Below are 16,910 nucleotides of genomic sequence, written 5' to 3'. Positions count from 1 at the left end.
TTTAGGTTACCCTAATAAAGTATATTATAAATAGAAAATTGTCAATATCAATAGAATTCGTGATACAATAAATTGTATATGTGAAAGAGGTGAGCATATGTTAACTGAGGAAAAAGAAGACTATCTTAAAGCAATTTTAAGTCATGATGGCGTTCATAGTTATGTGTCAAATAAAACGTTATCAGGATTTTTGAATATTAAACCTCCATCTGTGAGCGAAATGGTAGGACGCTTGGAAAAAGAAGGCTATGTCATAACGAAGCCTTATAAAGGCGTAAAGTTATCAGAACTAGGACTGACTTATACATTAGATGTAATTAAGCGACATCGTTTAATAGAATTATTTTTAATAAAGATTTTAAATTATACGTGGGAAGAAGTTCATAGTGAAGCAGAGGTGCTCGAGCACCGTGTATCTGAACTATTTGTGGAACGTTTGGACGAGCTGTTGAATTATCCGGAAACATGTCCGCACGGTGGTGTGATTCCACGAAACAATCAATATGAAGAAATTTATAAAACCCCGTTATTGCAGTTTTATGCAGGGGATACAGTGACGATTCGACGTGTCCGTGACCGATCGGAGTTACTTGTATTCTTATCGAGCAAAGCTTTATCAATCGGTGATACCGTTACAATAGTAGAAAAAGATGAAATCAATCAATTATTAGAATTGCAAAATAAAGACGAAAAAGTTACATTAAGCTATCATAACGCAGATGTAATCTTCGTTGAAAAAGTACAATAAAAATAAGCGAGTCATCATTTTAATATAACGTAACAAGAGGCTGGGACATCAACCCCAAAATAAATAGCGCTGAGATGATTTTAATAGAAAATCGTCTCAGCGCTTCTTTTTATGATAAAACTTCGCATTCAATTAAGCTAAATTGAGTTGAAACTTCAGCCCCTAAGCAAACGCGTTTATGGAGTCATGATTATCAAAAAACTATGTCCAAAACCCTTTATCATGCATGCTTAGCTATGAAAAGATATGAAAGCTATATGTCCATGTGTAATAAAGTGTTAGGAGATTGACTGCAATCCAAAACATTGAAAATAAAAATGTCGGAAGGTGCGTCAACGCTTTTAGTGCGGTTCCATCCCACTGGGTTTGTGAACGTGAAAATGTGAGTTGCAAAATCGTTATCGTTGATAATATGACTTCTCCTAATAAAGTTCCTAAAATAAAATGATAAACGAACATATATATGAAGGAATAATTTGTTAAGTTTTCAGATTGAATCCCAAAATAACCGATAAGTGTTAAGAATAAGATAATCAAAATCGGAACTAATTTTCTAGAGGTCTTCCATGTGAAATAAATAAAAATTAAAATGTATAGCATCAATAATAACGCGCCCTGGCCTTTACTTTGAAGATAAAGACCTAAACATAACATCATCGGAGGTGTTAAATATCCACCTAGCGTTGTAAAGATTTGTCCTGTTCGATGGCGACTTTGTGTGACAGCGTATCCTTGTTGCCCTGTCGCATTACGTTCACGTCTAGTTGCGACAACTACAAAATCTATCACGCGACCACCAGATAATTTATTAAATAAGATATGTCCCCATTCATGAGTCAAGACAGGAATATAATTCATTGCAATATCTAGTATAGAAAATAAAGGGCGATGATGATAATAGCGACTGATTAAGTAAATTGCAGTTAGGGTGCAAAGTAATACACCTGAAATTGGAATCGGCGAAGTCAACCAAGAATATCCGTGCATATATGTCCATCCTTTCAGAGCCAATATAATGATTATAACGGTTGAACGAAAAAGGGACTATGGACTAAAGTCTTAAAGTTGAAAGTATAACTATACGAAGACACCTATTCAATTGAGGGTAAATATTCATTTTCAATAGACGATGAAATGAGGACGTTGCGCTCTTTTTAAAATAGGAGAAAAACAGCCTCATACTTTAGCATGAAAAGATTTCTTTTAGCTTGATTTTGGTGTAAAATGTGTTAAAGTAACATAAACATATTGTAAACTAAAAGTAAAAACAAACTGAAATGATAGAGAGAATGAAGGTGAAACTATGGCAAAAGTAATGCCTAGTGGAGAGCGTGAGGGAACTTTTACACATCCTGATATCACGACAATGCAAGAAGCATATCGTTTAAAAGACAAAAATGCACAAGTCAAAGTGATGAATGTTATGTTTGATAATGTCAATTTATTAGACATGCATCAAAATATTTTAAAATATATGCATAGTGAGACAAAACACAATTTATTCATCGTGACAGCAAACCCAGAAATCGTTCATTACGCTTCAGAAAACCCGAAATATCATAAAATGATTGAACAGGCAGATTATATTGTGCCTGATGGAACAGGAATTGTTAAAGCGGCGCGTATTCTAGGCCAACCTTTACAAGAACGTGTTCCTGGTATCGAAGTAATGGAAACATGTTTAAATATTGCTGATTTAGAACATAAAAAAGTGTTTTTACTTGGTGCAACATCACCTGTCGTTGAAAAAGCGGCAAGACGTATCCAACGACAATTTCCAAATATTGAAATTCAAACACACCATGGTTTTATAGACATTACAGATCAAGAAGTCATCGAGCAAGTGCGTCAGTTTAATCCGGATTTCATTTTTGTTGGCATGGGTTATCCTAAGCAAGAACAATGGATTCAGCACAACCGACATCATTTTGATCATACATTGATGATGGGGATTGGTGGTGCTATTGATGTTTTTAGTGGGGAGGTTAAAAGAGCACCTTATGTGTGGCGCGCACTTAATTTAGAATGGGCGTATCGTTGTTTGACAGATATGAAACGTATCCGTAGATTACAGAGAATTCCTAAATTCGTTGTAGGGGTTTATAAACAGAAATATTTCGATCAATCAAAATAATTTAAAGGTAGGGCGATGAATTGACGCTCTACCTTTAATTATTTAAAAATGAAGCAAGTTATACGACGGTAAATCAAATGTATCAGCTACCAGAGCTGTAGCACGGCAAGGAGAGCGTTATCATCATAATAAAAACATAATATCAATCATAAAAAACGCGAGCGATTCAGGTCGTATTTAAAGGGACGACTGGAGTTGCTCGCGCTTTGTTTGAAAAAATTGATTGAAACACTAAGATTTATTGAATGAAAGGTATCATTTTTGGGTATTGTGCAAATATGCAATTGCATGATTGATGATCCGTTTATTTTACAACAAAACGTTTTTCATCTAAGCTGCTTCGAAAAGCTTTTTGATCAGCAATGGATTTTTTCTTAAAGTCTTTAAGGAAAGCTTCATACTGAGGAAGTACATCATCAACTGAACCAAATTCTTTAAGTTGGCCTGCTTCAATCCAAGCAATTTTAGTACAAAATTCTTTCACTTGGCGCAAGTTATGACTTACAAAGAAAATCGTTTTTTGTGCTTCTTTAAATTCATAGATTTTTTTCAAGCTTTTTTGAGTAAACGTTTGGTCACCTACAGAAAGGGCTTCATCAATGACGAGTATTTCAGGGTTAATTGTTACACTGATTGAAAAGCCGAGTTTTGAGCGCATCCCACTTGAATATTTTTTCACGGGTTGGTATATAAACTCACCAAGTTCACTAAACTCTACAATTTCAGGTGTTAATGCTTTAATTTGATGTTTATCGAATCCCATGCATAGCATTTTAAATTCGATATTTTCCATGCCGGTTAAATTACCATTTAGGCCAGCGTTAATCGCGATGACACTCACATCACCTTTTTTATCAATATGACCATTAGTCGGCGTGAGCGAGCCACCAATCATATTGCTGAGTGTTGATTTACCTGAGCCATTAATACCGACGAGACCGATTACATCACCAGCATAAGCCTGAAACGAAATGTCTTTTAAAGCATAAAATGTTTTGTTTTTATGCTTTGGCCATAAAGCATCTTTGATACGCTCTTTATTGTTACGATAAATACGATATTCTTTTGTCACTTGATTAATATTGACAGTTGGATTCATCTGAGAACATTCCTTACATTAATTGATAATATTTATGAGAATTTCGTTTTTTGCTTTCATCATTCGTTGTCTATAGATTATAATATATTACTAAGTGGTTGTTAAATTTGTGAAGCTATTGTAAAGTATTAGGGATACAATGTATCTATTTTACTCAAATAGTTGAACATTTTCAATTAAAGAATAGGTGATGAGACACTCTAGGTCAATATATTCATTTTATAGCGACCTTGTTTTGGTATTGAGTGAATTATCCAATATGTGAAAGCGTGGTAAATTATGAATTCAGTTAGAATCGTATTAAAGGAGCATTTAAAAAGTTTCTACCTTATTCAACGGTTAGCACAATTCCAACTTAAAATTTCAAATCATAATAATTATCTTGGATTAGCTTGGGAGATTATTAATCCGGTAATACAAATTTTGGTTTATTGGTTTGTCTTTGGATTTGGGATTCGTAGCAACCACCCAATAGAAGGGATACCGTTCATATATTGGCTATTAGTCGGTATTAGTATGTGGTTCTTCATTAACCAAGGTATTTTAGAAGGCACGAAATCGATTACGATGAAATACGGTCAGGTTGCGAAGATGAACTTTCCACTATCGATTATTCCAACTTATATCGTCACAAGTAAACTTTATGGTCACTTGGCACTTGTATTCGCTATTATAATATTGTGTATTTTATCTGGTATTATGCCAACAATTTATATCATTCAGTTATTTTTATACATTCCGTTTGCATACTTCTTCACGATATCTGTAACACTATTAACGTCAACGTTAGGTGTGCTCGTGAGAGATACACAAATGGCAATGCAAGCATTATTAAGGGTCCTTTTCTATGCATCGCCTATATTATGGCACCCTGCAATAGGGTCATTAGCAGAAAAGATTTTGAAGTTTAATCCAATCTTTTTTATAGCAGAGAGCTACCGTGCTGCGATACTGTATCATCAATGGTATTTCATAGAGCATTGGCATCTTGCACTATATAATGTATTGGTTACAGTTGTAATATTTATCGTTGGTTCGATGTTACATATGCGCTACAGAGATCACTTTGCAGATTTTATGTAATGAGAACACGCCTTCAATACAGTGGTTTGTGTTGGGGGCTTTTTGTTCATTCGACAACATTTTAAGGCGGTGAAGAACAATGATGCGATATTATATTAAAATGTTTTATATTTATATTATTAAATTTTTAAGTCGTTTATACAGTCATTTACGTGTGGATGCGAACCATATTGTTTTTTTAATGACTTTTAAAGAAGATGAATTGCCCATTATCTATCAATTAAGTGAAAATGGTTTTCGCGTTACTGTTTTTGCGAAAAAGAAGGATTTCAGTTTTTTAGAGAATCGACAAAATATTACTTATCACCCACTTAAATTTTCTTCCATTTTGAAACAGTTGTCAGCGCTAGCAACCGCTAAGATTATCTTTATTGATACGTATTATTTATTAATGGCAGGATTAAATAAAAAGAGTGGACAGACAGTCATTCAAACTTGGCATGCGGCAGGTGCGCTTAAAAAGTTTGGTTTAGAAGATCGCTCAGTAGATTTAAACAATCACAAATTAGTCGAACAGTATCGTGCTGTCTATCAAGCAACAGATAAATATCTCGTAGGCGGCCAACAAATGTCACACTGTTTTGAAAAAGCTTTTGAAGCGGAATACGAGCAGTTGATTGGGTTTGGGAGTCCGCGCTTGACCACATATCGACAATTAGATATAGAAGCACACAAGCAAAAGTTAAAGCAGGAGCTCGGAATCGAAAATAAAGTTGCTGTTTATTTACCAACCTATAGAGAGCAAGGTCAAAATAATCGCACTATCGATAAAGTGACTTTTGAAACGACTGTACCGGGATATACTTTATTGAGTAAGTATCATCCTACAGTTCCTGCTGCAGTGAACAACACAAAAGTATGCACACTTGATCTGATTGTTATGGCAGATTTAATCATTACAGATTATAGCTCACTTGCGATAGAAGCGAGTATTATTGATACGCCTGCACTCTTTTATGTCTATGATGAGGCTGAATATGATGAGATCAGAGGTCTCAATGAATATTATCAAGCCATTCCACAAGATTACAAAGTTTATAATGAGCATGACTTATATGCCCGTATTAGAAAAGGAAACTTAAAACCACTATTTGAAAAGTGGCACCAATTTAATACGAGAGAGAGTCTCAATCAGGTGGTTAATTATGTAGAAAAACTCGTGAGGATTTAAAATCTATATTCATATATTTTAGGAATTAAGAATTGTTTATGCTATAATTTTAACAAAATGTAAATATATTAATAGATTATTAAGGAGATGTAAAGATGAAGCGTGTCATTACATATGGAACATACGATCTTTTACACTATGGACATATTGAATTACTACGACGTGCTCGTGAAATGGGAGATTATTTAATTGTTGCGCTCTCAAGTGATGAATTCAATCGAATCAAAAATAAAAAGTCATATTACAATTTTGAACAACGTAAAATGATGTTAGAATCGATTCGTTATGTAGATCTTGTGATTCCTGAAAATGATTGGGGTCAAAAAGAAACTGACGTAGAAAAGTATGAAATTGATACTTTCGTAATGGGTCATGACTGGGAAGGCGAATTTGATTTCTTAAAAGACAAATGTGAAGTGATTTATTTAAAACGTACAGAAGGCATTTCTACAACTCAAATTAAGAAAGAGTTGTATGGTAAAGATGCAAAATAGTCGTAAATTAAAAAAGGCTTAGAAATTTTGAAGTTACCAAAATTTCTAAGCCTTTTTTTGATTGTCGCATAGGTTGCTTGAGACTCAGTGTAAAACAATGAGTTTATTTTATTTACGACGGAATCGGCTCATAAGACTGTAAAATACGATAGATAGAAAGACGACAATAACACCGAAAGCGAGGATCGTCATCCATGGATGTGTTTGCCAACTTGAAATGACGACAGATTTAGATTCATAGATAAATGGGTTTTCTACTTCTACTTTAGGTGGTCCATCATGTTTTGTGATGAATTTACGATCATAATCAAGATGAACATGGTTATCATCAATCACAAAATGATAAGGTTTTTTTAGGTTTTTAGGAACGACGTCATATAAATCTTTTGTGACGTAATACGTTTTACCATCGATTTTATGCTTCCCTTTAGAGAGGACTTTTTTATAGTCATATAATGCAAAACTATAATTAATCGCGCTCGCGCTCATCATATTCCGTTGTTTTTCGCCACCGAGGTGTTTATAATCGCCAGCTCCCATAATGATGTGAAATATACGGAATTTTCCACGTTTTGTCGTTAAGGAATTATTGTAATCTGCAATATCACTAGAACCTGTTTTTAAGCCATCTGTGCCTTCTAAGCTCATATTGCCACCTTCTAGTAAATCATTAAAAGTGTAATAGGTTACACCGTGTTGTGTAGGTGCGATTTGTTTAGTGAAATGTAAAATTTTAGGTGTATCTTGAACGGTATGTTGCGCTAAAATGGCGTAATCATGGGCTGTTGAAATAGAGGAAGACTCATTTTGGTATCTTTTAGGAACAAATTCTAATAGCAGTCGATTTTCTGCACCAGTTGGATTCACGTAATGCGTGTGATTCATACCTAAAGATTTTGCAGTCTGGTTCATTTTATCTACAAAATCAGATGTATTGTCAGAAACTTGATTAGCCAAAATAAGTGCAGCCGCATTACTTGAAGCAGAAACAGTAATTTGAAGTAACTCTGCTATTGTATAAGTCTCACCCGGATAAAGCTTTGTATTACTTAATTCCGGTAGTGTTGACATTCTATAATGCTCAGGTGTGATTTTAACTGTGTCATTTAATGATAATTTTTTCTCTTTTACCGCTTGAAGTGTTAAATACATTGTCATAAGTTTTGTCATTGAGGCTGGATACCATTCTTTTTGACTATTATAGTCGTATAAAATTTGGCCAGTTTGACTGATATTGATGACACCTTCAGGTTGGAACGGCAAAGTTACCGGATAACCACTTTGTTGAGCAAGTTCAACAGGTGAAGGTGTATATGCACGCGCGAAAGGTGTTATAATTGTGGTAGCGAAGAATACAGCCACGATAGATAGTATTAATTTTTTCATTTGCATACAGACTCCTCAATCTAAAACTATAAATTGATAAACAACAAACGTCATTTTATCATAAAGCTTGTTGTTAATAAATCGGTACTTTGGCTGATTTTTTACAAAGGTGCCCTTGTTTTAGTTACGAGTCGTAGTCATTGTGGTTTAACAAAAAACACCGATTTTAATTATGCTAGGTAAAAATGACTAAAATTTAATGCGGTAGACTGCTCGCACAAAGAAGGAAGACTCACGGATTACTTATTGCGAAGAAAATTACGAATAAATGAGGTATGTCACTATGAGAAAAGATAACCCACTCCTATATTTATTGAAAAAGATTTCATGGCCGGTGGGTCTCATTATTATCGCTGTGATTATCGCTTCATTAGGAAGCCTTAGCGGCCTGCTTGTTCCACTCTTTACTGGGAAGATGGTAGATAAGTTCACAGTTGCATCGATTAATCCGATCTTCATTGTTATATTGCTCGTTGTGTTTATCTTAAACGCGTTATTGAGCGGTATCGGATATTATTTGTTGAATAAAATTGGTGAAAAAATCATTTATGCCATCCGTTCAGTGTTGTGGCAGCATATTATTCATTTAAAGATGCCATTTTTTGACAAAAATGAAAGTGGTCAATTGATGAGTCGTTTAACTGATGATACGAAAGTGATTAATGATTTTATATCACAAAAGTTGCCTAACTTTTTCCCATCCATTATTACGTTGATTGGTTCTTTAATTTTATTGTTTGTTTTAGATTGGCAAATGACGCTATTAACATTTATTACAATTCCTATATTTGTGTTGATTATGATACCACTCGGTAAGATTATGCAAAAAATCTCAACAAATACACAAAGCGAGATTGCCAATTTTAGTGGGTTATTGGGACGTGTTTTAACTGAAATGCGCTTAGTGAAAGTAGCAAACACAGAAAAGCGAGAATTAAATCTTGCACATGATAATTTACTTAAAATTTATGGATTAGGGTTGAAACAAGCCAAGATAGCGGCGATTGTTCAACCTGTTTCTGGCATAATCATGTTATTAACAATTGGGATTATTTTAGGTTTTGGTGGCTTGCGTATTGCTTCTGGCGCTATTTCTGCAGGGACACTTGTAGCCATGATATTTTATGTATTAAATTTATCAGTGCCACTTATCAATTTATCTACACTTATCACGGATTATAAAAAAGCAGTAGGGGCAAGTAGCCGAATTTATGAAATACTACAAGAGCCAATGGAAGTCATTGATGATCCGAGCGAGACACATCTGATTGAATCAGGAGATTTATCATTTGAACACGTTGACTTTAGCTACGATGTTGCGCCTGTTTTAAAAGACGTCTCTTTTAATGTTGTTAGAGGCGAAGTGACAGCGTTCGTTGGACCATCGGGTTCAGGGAAAAGTACAATCTTCAGTTTGATTGAGCGTATGTATGATGTTAATGGTGGTGATATTACATATCATAATCAATCTATATACAATCTTTCCCTAACGGATTGGAGAAGAAAAATAGGTTACGTTATGCAAAGTAATGCAATGATGAATGGCACGATTAAAGACAATATTTTATATGGTATTGATCGCGAAGTTTCTGATGAAGAGCTTATCCATTATGCACGACTTGCACATTGTCATGACTTTATTATGGAATTCGAGCAAGGATACGATACGATTGTGGGTGAACGTGGCTTGAAATTATCAGGTGGTCAACGTCAACGTATTGACATTGCACGTAGTTTTGTCAAAAATCCGGATATTTTATTACTGGATGAAGCAACGGCGAATTTAGACAGTGAAAGTGAGCGTAAGATTCAAGAAGCATTAGATGTGTTAATGGAAAATCGCACTACGATTGTCATTGCACACCGTCTATCTACAATTAAAAAAGCAGGGCAAATCATCTTTTTAGATCAAGGACGTGTTACAGGTAAAGGCCGACATGAAGTATTAATGCAGACTCATGAAAAATATCAACAATTTGTAGAAACGCAAAATTTAACTGATAACAAAACAACAAAGCGTGATGCGTAATTTTGTGAAGGATTTTATCCATCAGGCATTTTTATGGTATGCCTTTGATGCAATTAAAGCGCCTCGCGATGTTATGTTGTTAGCTAAAGGAAAGGGTGGTATGTTGTTTCGTTTCAACGTTTCACCTCATCTATTGTTAAATCAATAAAGGAGAATTTCAGCGAATGAAATTCTCCTTTTTGTATTACTGCAAATGTTTTGGTAACTGTTTAGTAGAACAAGATTTGTTGACCTCACAAGCGCTACATTGTCCTTGCTTAGATTTTTTTATATAACGTGTCGTTACAAAGACAACGTAACAAACTATAAGTGCAATGAGTATTAAATTTAAAAGTAATGTCATTAACGGTTTCCCCCTTAAAAGAAAATTGAACCGATTTGATAAACTGCGAGTGATAAGACATAAGCAATCGTGACTGGGTAAACGAGTGCGAGCAAGGTCCATTTCCATGATGTCGTTTCTTTACGAATCGCCGCGACAGTCGCCAGACAAGGTGTATATAGCAAAATAAAAACCATAAATGAATAAGCAGATAAAGCTGTAAAGTGTGACGAAATCATTGATACAAGGGCGTTTTCATCTACTGAATAAATGATTGCCATCGCACTGACAACTACTTCTTTGGCTAAAAATCCTGGTATTAATGTAGCAGCTGTTTGCCATGAACTAAAACCTAAAGGTGCGATAAGAGGTGCAATAGCAGCCCCGATTAAATGCAAGAAGCTTTGTTCTACCGGTACATGAAACCCCGATGGACCAGAATAATTGAGCAGCCAGATGATGACAGAACCAGCAAAAATAAATGTCCCTGCTTTTTTAACAAATCCTTTTCCTTTTTCCCAAGTGCTTCTCCATAATGTTTTAATAGATGGCAAGCGATATGGGGGTAATTCGACTACAAAAATAGAAGTGTCTTTTTTCAAAATTGTTTTTGAAAGGACCCAACTGACGAATAAAGCTACGATGATACCAAGAACATAAAGACTTAAAACAACGAGTGCTTGATGTTGCGCGAAAAATATAGCAACAAACAATCCATACACAGGAAGCCTTGCAGAACAAGACATAAAAGGGGCAATCAGTATTGTCGTTAAACGTTCTTTTTCTTCTTCGATACTTCTTGCGGCCATAATTCCAGGTACATTACAACCAAACCCGATAATCATTGGGATAAAAGACTTTCCGTTTAGTCCAAATTTTTCCATAATTCGATCCATAATGACTGCAATTCGTGCCATATAGCCAGAATCTTCTAACAAAGATATGAAGAAAAACAAGACAAGAATCTGAGGAACAAAGACAAGTACGCCTCCGACACCAGCGATAATTCCGTCTGTGACTAAATCTTGAAGTGCTGGATAGATACCGAGATGTATCATAGCATCACGTGTAAAGTCAGTTAAAGGGCCACCGAAAAATTCATCCAGTTGATCTGATAAGGGTGTACCTATCCATGTAAATGTCGTTTGAAAAATCAGCCACATGATACCAAGAAAGATAGGAATCCCTAAAATTTTATGTGTCAGTAACGCATCTATTCGTTCTGTAACATAGTGTCGTTGCGTATCTGGATATTGAACAACGTCTGCCAATATAGCGTCAATGTAGGATTGTCTACACTGAACAATATGATGTTCAATGTCAATTGTATGTGTAGACATAAATGCATTTTTAATATCATTTAATGCGTCGCACGTTTGAGAATCTAAGTACGTTAGAACAGATGGATTTTTGAGTAAATATTGAATCGCTAAAAAACGATATTGTGCCTTTTCTAATTTCAATTGAGAAGGCATTGCTTGTTGTAATTGTTGAAGCAAGTTTTCAATCGCTTCACCATAGTTGATTTTTAAAGGACGTTGTTTTGAAATATGATGATCTGTCAGGGCGTTAAGCATATCATCACTACCCTTTCCAGTTCTTGCAATGACTGGAATGACAGGGACGTGTAATTTCCTCATGAGTTTCTGATAGTCAATCCGAATGCCACGCTTATTAGCAACATCTATCATGTTTAAACCTATGAGGATTGGTGCGCCGAATTCTAACAATTGTATCGTCAAATTAAAATTACGTTTGATTTGTGCGGCATCTATAATATTAATCATGCCGTCGAATGATTCATGTAATAAAAAGTCAGTTACAACAGTTTCGTCACGCGAAATAGGAACTAAATCGTAAATGCCAGGTAAATCAATTAAATGACCATTTTTCTTTTTTAATTGCCCGACCTTTTTTTCAACAGTGACACCACTCCAATTGCCAACATAAGCATAAGAGCCGGTAAGTGCATTAAACAATGATGTTTTTCCAACATTAGGGTTCCCTAAAATACAATATGCATTACTCATAGGCCTGCTCCAATAGGATGTCACAAGCATCACAATTTCGTATACAAATTTGTTGGCCGTTAATTTTTAAAGTACAAGGCCCTTTAAATAAACCTTTTTGATGAATAGATAAGCAACAACCTTCCACACATCCAAGCGCGCGTAAACGATGCTTCAAATGAATGTTTTGCGTTTCTAAAGCTTTGACTCGATAGTTTCTTCCAACCTCAGCATTTGCAACATGTAACATACTCCCACCTACTTATCGTTAATGATAATCATTTTCATTTAATTATAGAATACCTTGAATTATATTTGTTAGCAATAGTGATTTTAGAAAGAATATGTAAAATTATTGAATTTAATCAAAAATTTTGTTGGACTAGAACGGCATTCAGCTGGACTTTAAAGTCTAAATAACGTGAAATAGTCAAGTTTTACTCGTCGCTTCATTTAAGGCGGATGCACAATCCATTCAGTTTAACAATATGCGAATCAGTTTGGATATGTGTGTGATAGTTAGCTAGGTCGGCATGACTCGATGAACTGCATTGTTCATCTCGACATATGAGAATGTCGTTTGTCGTGGGCTATACGTAATGGAAGAAAGAGGGGTTTTTGACCTAAATATTATTAAAAAAACATATTCTCACTATGTCATACGCGTGGTATACTTGTTGTGTTAAAAACAGTTGAAAGGTAAGAGGTAAATCCTTATGTATTTGATCATTAACATTATTGGTTTGTTTGTATTTTTGGGTGTTGCATATCTGTGTTCACGTGACCGTAAAAATATACAATGGGGTTCTATCGCTGTCTTAGTTGTATTGAACCTTATCTTAGCTTGGTTTTTCGTATACTTCCCTGCTGGAACTTTAGCCGTTAAAAAAGCAGCAGAAGGTATCTCTTGGGTAATAGATGCTGCATTTGCAGGTATAGGTTTTGCATTTAAAAGTTGGACAGAAGTCAAACAGTTAGATATGGCTGTTGCTGCGCTTTTCCCTATTTTATTAGTTGTGCCTTTGTTTGACATTTTAATGTATTTCCGTATTTTGCCATGGATTATGCGTGCAATTGGTTGGGTGTTAGCCAAAATTACACGTCAACCTAAATTTGAAGCATTCTTTGGTATTGAAATGATGTTTTTAGGTAACACTGAAGCACTTGCGGTTTCGAGTGAACAATTAAAGCGCATGAAAGAAACACGTGTGTTAACGATTGCAATGATGTCAATGAGTTCTGTATCTGGTGCGATTGTTGGGGCTTACGTCACAATGATTCCAGGTGAATTAGTATTGACAGCCATCCCATTAAATATTGTTAATGCGATGATTGTAGCTTCAATTTTGAATCCAGTTAAAGTTGAAGTAAATGACGATGTTATTTATGACTTACGTGAAAATGAAGCGCGTCAACCGTTCTTCTCATTCTTGGGAGATTCAGTATTAAATGCTGGTAAGCTTGTTTTAATTATCATTGCTTTCGTTATTAGTTTTGTTGCTTTAGCAGAATTGGCAGACCGTTTGATCCACCTTATCAGTAGTGGTATTGCACACTTATTCCACTTAAAAGGAAGCATTGGTCTAGACCAAGTTTTAGGTGTATTTATGTGGCCGTTTGCATTCTTATTAGGTCTACCGTCAGATGAAGTGTGGAAAGTTGCACAAAATATGGCGAAGAAAATTGTGACAAACGAATTTGTTGTCATGGGTGAAATTACTGGTGAAATTAATAGTTATACACCGCACCACCGCGCTGTTATTTCTACATTCTTAATTTCTTTCGCTAACTTCTCAACAATTGGTATGATTATCGGTACATTAAAAGGGATTGTTAATGAAAAGACGTCTGATTTTGTTTCTAAATATGTACCAATGATGTTATTAGCGGGTATTTTAGTTTCATTATTAACAGCAGGTTTTGTAGGTTTATTCGCTTGGTAATTGTGATTCCGGTGAGCGACGGAATGAAAAAATGAGGGAGCAGGACATCATCGTCCTGTCTCTCTCTTTTTTATGTGTAAGTGATGATATTGAAAGGTTAATGTCTTAAACTGTGAGTAGCCCATATCAGCTTATTATTCCAAATGAAATTAACGCATAAAAGAAGCAGCCCAGCGCTTGCTGAACTGCCTTAGACGGGAAATGAATAATTTAGATTGATATTCGAGCATGATATCAACCTCGAGCAAAAAATCTCTCTTACTATAAAAAACACAAAGGAGATGGCCTCTTGTTGACTAGTAAACTAGCAACAAATAAGGTAATTCATATTATACACACTTTTACACCATAAGTAAACTAAATATTCAGAAATTTAACACTTTAATAAAATCTTTTACACTAACTCGGAATTCAAGGGTACGAATTGTCATAAAGTTGTGATAATATGGCTAATGACAATATAAAAAGACAATCTTAAGATGAAGGGAATGGTTTGGTGAGCAGAACAATTAGAGATTTAATTTTAGTCGTTTTAGGTGCGTTTATATTTTCAGCCGGCGTAAATGCATTTATTATCACTGCGGATCTTGGTGAAGGCGGTGTAACAGGGCTCGCAATCATTTTATACTATGCATTTCACTTATCTCCAGCTATCACAAACTTTGTGGTGAATGCGATTTTAATCGGTGTGGGGTATAAATTTTTAAGTAAAAGAAGTATGTATTTAACCATACTAGCGACGGTATTGATTTCTATTTTCCTTAGTTTAACTGAGTCATGGCATGTAAAAACGGATGATGTCATTATTAATGCGATATTCGGTGGTTTCTCTGTAGGATTAGGAATCGGTATTATTGTATTGGCGGGAGGTACGACTGCAGGAACAACTATTTTGGCGCGTATCGCAAATAAATATTTAGATGTGAGTACACCCAATGCCTTACTCTTCTTCGATTTAATTGTTGTGCTGATCTCGTTGACAGTCATTCCTTTAGACCGTGCTCTGTTAACAATTATTAGTTTGTACATAGGTACAAAAGTAATGGACTTTGTTATAGAAGGATTAAATCCTAAAAAAGCTGTAACCATCATCTCTAAAGAGCCAGATCGCATTGCTAAAATGATTGATGAAGATATAGGCAGAGGTATTACTATACTCAACGGTCGCGGTTACTTTTCAAAAAAAGAAACAGATGTTTTGTATGCAGTGATTAGTAAAACGCAATTATCACGGACGAAGCGCATGATACGAAAAATTGATGAAAACGCGTTTGTAGTCGTCCATGACGTTCGTGATGTATACGGTAATGGCTTTTTAGTAGAAGACTAATTTAAAAGGACATTTTTAAGAAAAGTGGATATGAGTAGCATGAGTGGGATAGTTACCAAATAGTTTGGACTATCTCACTTTTTTATTTTTGTTAAATAAAAGTATCAATCGTTTAACAAACAGACGTTTTTCGTTTCGTTTAATGTATGTATATCAATTAAGTTTCAGTTAGAAATTTCTAGCAAAGGATGATATACTAACAAATATATGATAATGATTATCAATTGGATGAAATAGATCTACAAAATAGCGTGATATAAATAGAAAACTGGTCACGTCTATCTCGTAATGTACAAATAACGCTTTTCATAATAGGAATGGAAGCGGAATCGTTTTAAGAAAGAAGGATGACGATGAACAGATTAATAGGTAAAGAAGTTTCTATCGGATATGGTGAACGTGTCATTGTGAACAACTTAGACGTTGCTATACCAGATGGGAAAATTACGTCCATTATAGGGCCAAATGGTTGTGGGAAGTCTACATTACTGAAGGCCTTATCACGATTACTGAATACTAAAAGTGGCGAAATCTCTTTAGATGGTAAAAATATTCATACACAATCTACAAAAGAAATTGCGAAAAAAATCGCGATTTTACCTCAATCACCAGATGTAGCAGATGGGCTAACTGCGGGTGAATTGGTTTCTTACGGTCGATTTCCACATCAAAAAGGGTTTGGACGTCTTAATGAAGAAGATAAAAAAGAAATCGATTGGGCGATGCGTGTAACAGGAACAATTGATTTTAAACATCGTGCAGTCAATGATTTAAGTGGCGGTCAACGTCAACGCGTATGGATTGCGATGGCTTTGGCTCAAAAAACAGATATTATCTTTTTAGATGAACCGACGACTTATTTAGATATTTCACATCAACTTGAAATTTTAGAGCTCGTACAAGAACTGAATGCGAAACATGGGACAACGATTATTATGGTCTTACATGATATTAACCAAGCAATTCGTTTTTCTGACCATCTGATTGCGATGAAAAATGGTGATATCGTTAAGCAAGGTGAAACGCATGAGGTGTTAACGAACGAGATTTTAGAAAAAGTATTTAATATTGATGCGGAACTGAGCACTGATCCTCGAACAGGCAAGCCAATGTTAGTGACTTATAATTTATTGTGTAAGCACTATGAGAAAGCATAAAGCGG

At 35.1% G+C, this 16,910-nt stretch carries 15 protein-coding genes; 9 read left to right on the top strand and 6 right to left on the bottom strand.

Going from position 1 to position 16,910, the window contains the following annotated elements; genetic code table 11:
• The first annotated feature begins 97 nt into the window (after positions 1–97).
• Entirely contained in the window at positions 98–748 is a 651-nt protein-coding gene (locus MUA40_RS10500; protein WP_016424382.1) for a metal-dependent transcriptional regulator, read from the top strand.
• A gap of 234 nt (positions 749–982) precedes the next feature.
• Here the strand turns inward: MUA40_RS10500 and MUA40_RS10495 are convergent, their stop codons facing one another.
• Complete coding sequence (locus MUA40_RS10495) at positions 983–1,735, bottom strand: M50 family metallopeptidase (RefSeq protein ID WP_016424383.1); 753 nt, start codon at positions 1,733–1,735, stop codon at positions 983–985.
• Between the two features lie 379 nt (positions 1,736–2,114).
• Between MUA40_RS10495 and tarA the strand changes: the two genes are divergently transcribed.
• On the top strand, positions 2,115–2,882 hold the full coding sequence (gene tarA, locus MUA40_RS10490; protein ID WP_051116762.1) for an N-acetylglucosaminyldiphosphoundecaprenol N-acetyl-beta-D-mannosaminyltransferase TarA: 768 nt from the start codon (positions 2,115–2,117) through the stop codon (positions 2,880–2,882).
• A 304-nt stretch (positions 2,883–3,186) separates the two neighbouring features.
• Here the strand turns inward: tarA and tagH are convergent, their stop codons facing one another.
• Positions 3,187–3,981 carry a teichoic acids export ABC transporter ATP-binding subunit TagH gene (tagH, locus tag MUA40_RS10485; RefSeq protein ID WP_016424385.1) on the bottom strand — a complete coding sequence of 265 codons (795 nt, stop codon included), beginning with the start codon at positions 3,979–3,981 and terminating at the stop codon, positions 3,187–3,189.
• A 279-nt stretch (positions 3,982–4,260) separates the two neighbouring features.
• On the opposite strand from tagH, the gene MUA40_RS10480 reads away from it, so the two are divergent.
• The 3 genes from MUA40_RS10480 (at position 4,261) to tagD (ending at position 6,729) form a co-directional block, all read left to right on the top strand.
• Positions 4,261–5,064: an ABC transporter permease gene (locus tag MUA40_RS10480; protein WP_016424386.1), complete on the top strand. Its 804-nt coding sequence runs from the start codon at positions 4,261–4,263 to the stop codon at positions 5,062–5,064.
• 79 nt (positions 5,065–5,143) lie between these two features.
• Entirely contained in the window at positions 5,144–6,235 is a 1,092-nt protein-coding gene (gene tarB / locus MUA40_RS10475) for a teichoic acid glycerol-phosphate primase TarB (RefSeq protein WP_016424387.1), read from the top strand.
• 95 nt (positions 6,236–6,330) lie between these two features.
• Entirely contained in the window at positions 6,331–6,729 is a 399-nt protein-coding gene (gene tagD, locus MUA40_RS10470; protein ID WP_016424388.1) for a glycerol-3-phosphate cytidylyltransferase, read from the top strand.
• A gap of 108 nt (positions 6,730–6,837) precedes the next feature.
• Here tagD and pbp4 read toward each other — a convergent pair whose 3' ends face one another.
• Positions 6,838–8,115 carry a penicillin-binding protein PBP4 gene (gene pbp4 / locus MUA40_RS10465; RefSeq protein WP_194513326.1) on the bottom strand — a complete coding sequence of 426 codons (1,278 nt, stop codon included), beginning with the start codon at positions 8,113–8,115 and terminating at the stop codon, positions 6,838–6,840.
• 283 nt (positions 8,116–8,398) lie between these two features.
• On the opposite strand from pbp4, the gene MUA40_RS10460 reads away from it, so the two are divergent.
• Entirely contained in the window at positions 8,399–10,144 is a 1,746-nt protein-coding gene (locus tag MUA40_RS10460) for an ABC transporter ATP-binding protein (protein WP_016424390.1), read from the top strand.
• Between the two features lie 184 nt (positions 10,145–10,328).
• On the opposite strand, the gene MUA40_RS10455 is transcribed toward MUA40_RS10460, so the two are convergent.
• From MUA40_RS10455 to MUA40_RS10445, 3 genes are read right to left on the bottom strand one after another with little or no spacing between them, the layout of a single operon-like run.
• On the bottom strand, positions 10,329–10,487 hold the full coding sequence (locus MUA40_RS10455; RefSeq protein WP_016424391.1) for a FeoB-associated Cys-rich membrane protein: 159 nt from the start codon (positions 10,485–10,487) through the stop codon (positions 10,329–10,331).
• Positions 10,488–10,501: 14 nt separating this feature from the next.
• Positions 10,502–12,496: a ferrous iron transport protein B gene (gene feoB, locus MUA40_RS10450; protein WP_262569553.1), complete on the bottom strand. Its 1,995-nt coding sequence runs from the start codon at positions 12,494–12,496 to the stop codon at positions 10,502–10,504.
• Positions 12,489–12,725: a FeoA family protein gene (locus MUA40_RS10445; RefSeq protein WP_016424393.1), complete on the bottom strand. Its 237-nt coding sequence runs from the start codon at positions 12,723–12,725 to the stop codon at positions 12,489–12,491. The genes feoB and MUA40_RS10445 overlap by 8 nt, the downstream gene beginning before the upstream one ends.
• 466 nt (positions 12,726–13,191) lie before the next feature.
• Between MUA40_RS10445 and MUA40_RS10440 the strand changes: the two genes are divergently transcribed.
• The 3 genes from MUA40_RS10440 to MUA40_RS10430 all read left to right on the top strand — a co-directional run bounded on the left by MUA40_RS10440 (position 13,192) and on the right by MUA40_RS10430 (position 16,905).
• Positions 13,192–14,418 carry a NupC/NupG family nucleoside CNT transporter gene (locus MUA40_RS10440; RefSeq protein ID WP_016424394.1) on the top strand — a complete coding sequence of 409 codons (1,227 nt, stop codon included), beginning with the start codon at positions 13,192–13,194 and terminating at the stop codon, positions 14,416–14,418.
• A gap of 496 nt (positions 14,419–14,914) precedes the next feature.
• Positions 14,915–15,748 (top strand): YitT family protein, encoded by an 834-nt coding sequence (locus MUA40_RS10435; protein ID WP_016424395.1) that lies wholly within the window; start codon positions 14,915–14,917, stop codon positions 15,746–15,748.
• 353 nt (positions 15,749–16,101) lie between these two features.
• Positions 16,102–16,905 (top strand): ABC transporter ATP-binding protein, encoded by an 804-nt coding sequence (locus MUA40_RS10430; protein ID WP_016424396.1) that lies wholly within the window; start codon positions 16,102–16,104, stop codon positions 16,903–16,905.
• Positions 16,906–16,910 lie beyond the last annotated feature (5 nt).

Source organism: Staphylococcus schleiferi (genome assembly GCF_025558325.1).
Classification (GTDB): Bacteria; Bacillota; Bacilli; order Staphylococcales; family Staphylococcaceae; genus Staphylococcus; species Staphylococcus schleiferi.
Note: the sequence above shows the minus strand (reverse complement) of the source record. Positions and strands in the feature narration are given on the sequence as shown.

Coding starts and splice junctions, on each gene's coding strand:
- MUA40_RS10500 (WP_016424382.1), top strand. CDS start 98: ATGTTAACTGAGGAAAAAGAAGACTATCTTAAAGCAATTTTAAGTCAT.
- MUA40_RS10495 (WP_016424383.1), bottom strand. CDS start 1,735: ATGCACGGATATTCTTGGTTGACTTCGCCGATTCCAATTTCAGGTGTA.
- tarA (WP_051116762.1), top strand. CDS start 2,115: ATGCAAGAAGCATATCGTTTAAAAGACAAAAATGCACAAGTCAAAGTG.
- tagH (WP_016424385.1), bottom strand. CDS start 3,981: ATGAATCCAACTGTCAATATTAATCAAGTGACAAAAGAATATCGTATT.
- MUA40_RS10480 (WP_016424386.1), top strand. CDS start 4,261: ATGAATTCAGTTAGAATCGTATTAAAGGAGCATTTAAAAAGTTTCTAC.
- tarB (WP_016424387.1), top strand. CDS start 5,144: ATGATGCGATATTATATTAAAATGTTTTATATTTATATTATTAAATTT.
- tagD (WP_016424388.1), top strand. CDS start 6,331: ATGAAGCGTGTCATTACATATGGAACATACGATCTTTTACACTATGGA.
- pbp4 (WP_194513326.1), bottom strand. CDS start 8,115: ATGAAAAAATTAATACTATCTATCGTGGCTGTATTCTTCGCTACCACA.
- MUA40_RS10460 (WP_016424390.1), top strand. CDS start 8,399: ATGAGAAAAGATAACCCACTCCTATATTTATTGAAAAAGATTTCATGG.
- MUA40_RS10455 (WP_016424391.1), bottom strand. CDS start 10,487: ATGACATTACTTTTAAATTTAATACTCATTGCACTTATAGTTTGTTAC.
- feoB (WP_262569553.1), bottom strand. CDS start 12,496: ATGAGTAATGCATATTGTATTTTAGGGAACCCTAATGTTGGAAAAACA.
- MUA40_RS10445 (WP_016424393.1), bottom strand. CDS start 12,725: ATGTTACATGTTGCAAATGCTGAGGTTGGAAGAAACTATCGAGTCAAA.
- MUA40_RS10440 (WP_016424394.1), top strand. CDS start 13,192: ATGTATTTGATCATTAACATTATTGGTTTGTTTGTATTTTTGGGTGTT.
- MUA40_RS10430 (WP_016424396.1), top strand. CDS start 16,102: ATGAACAGATTAATAGGTAAAGAAGTTTCTATCGGATATGGTGAACGT.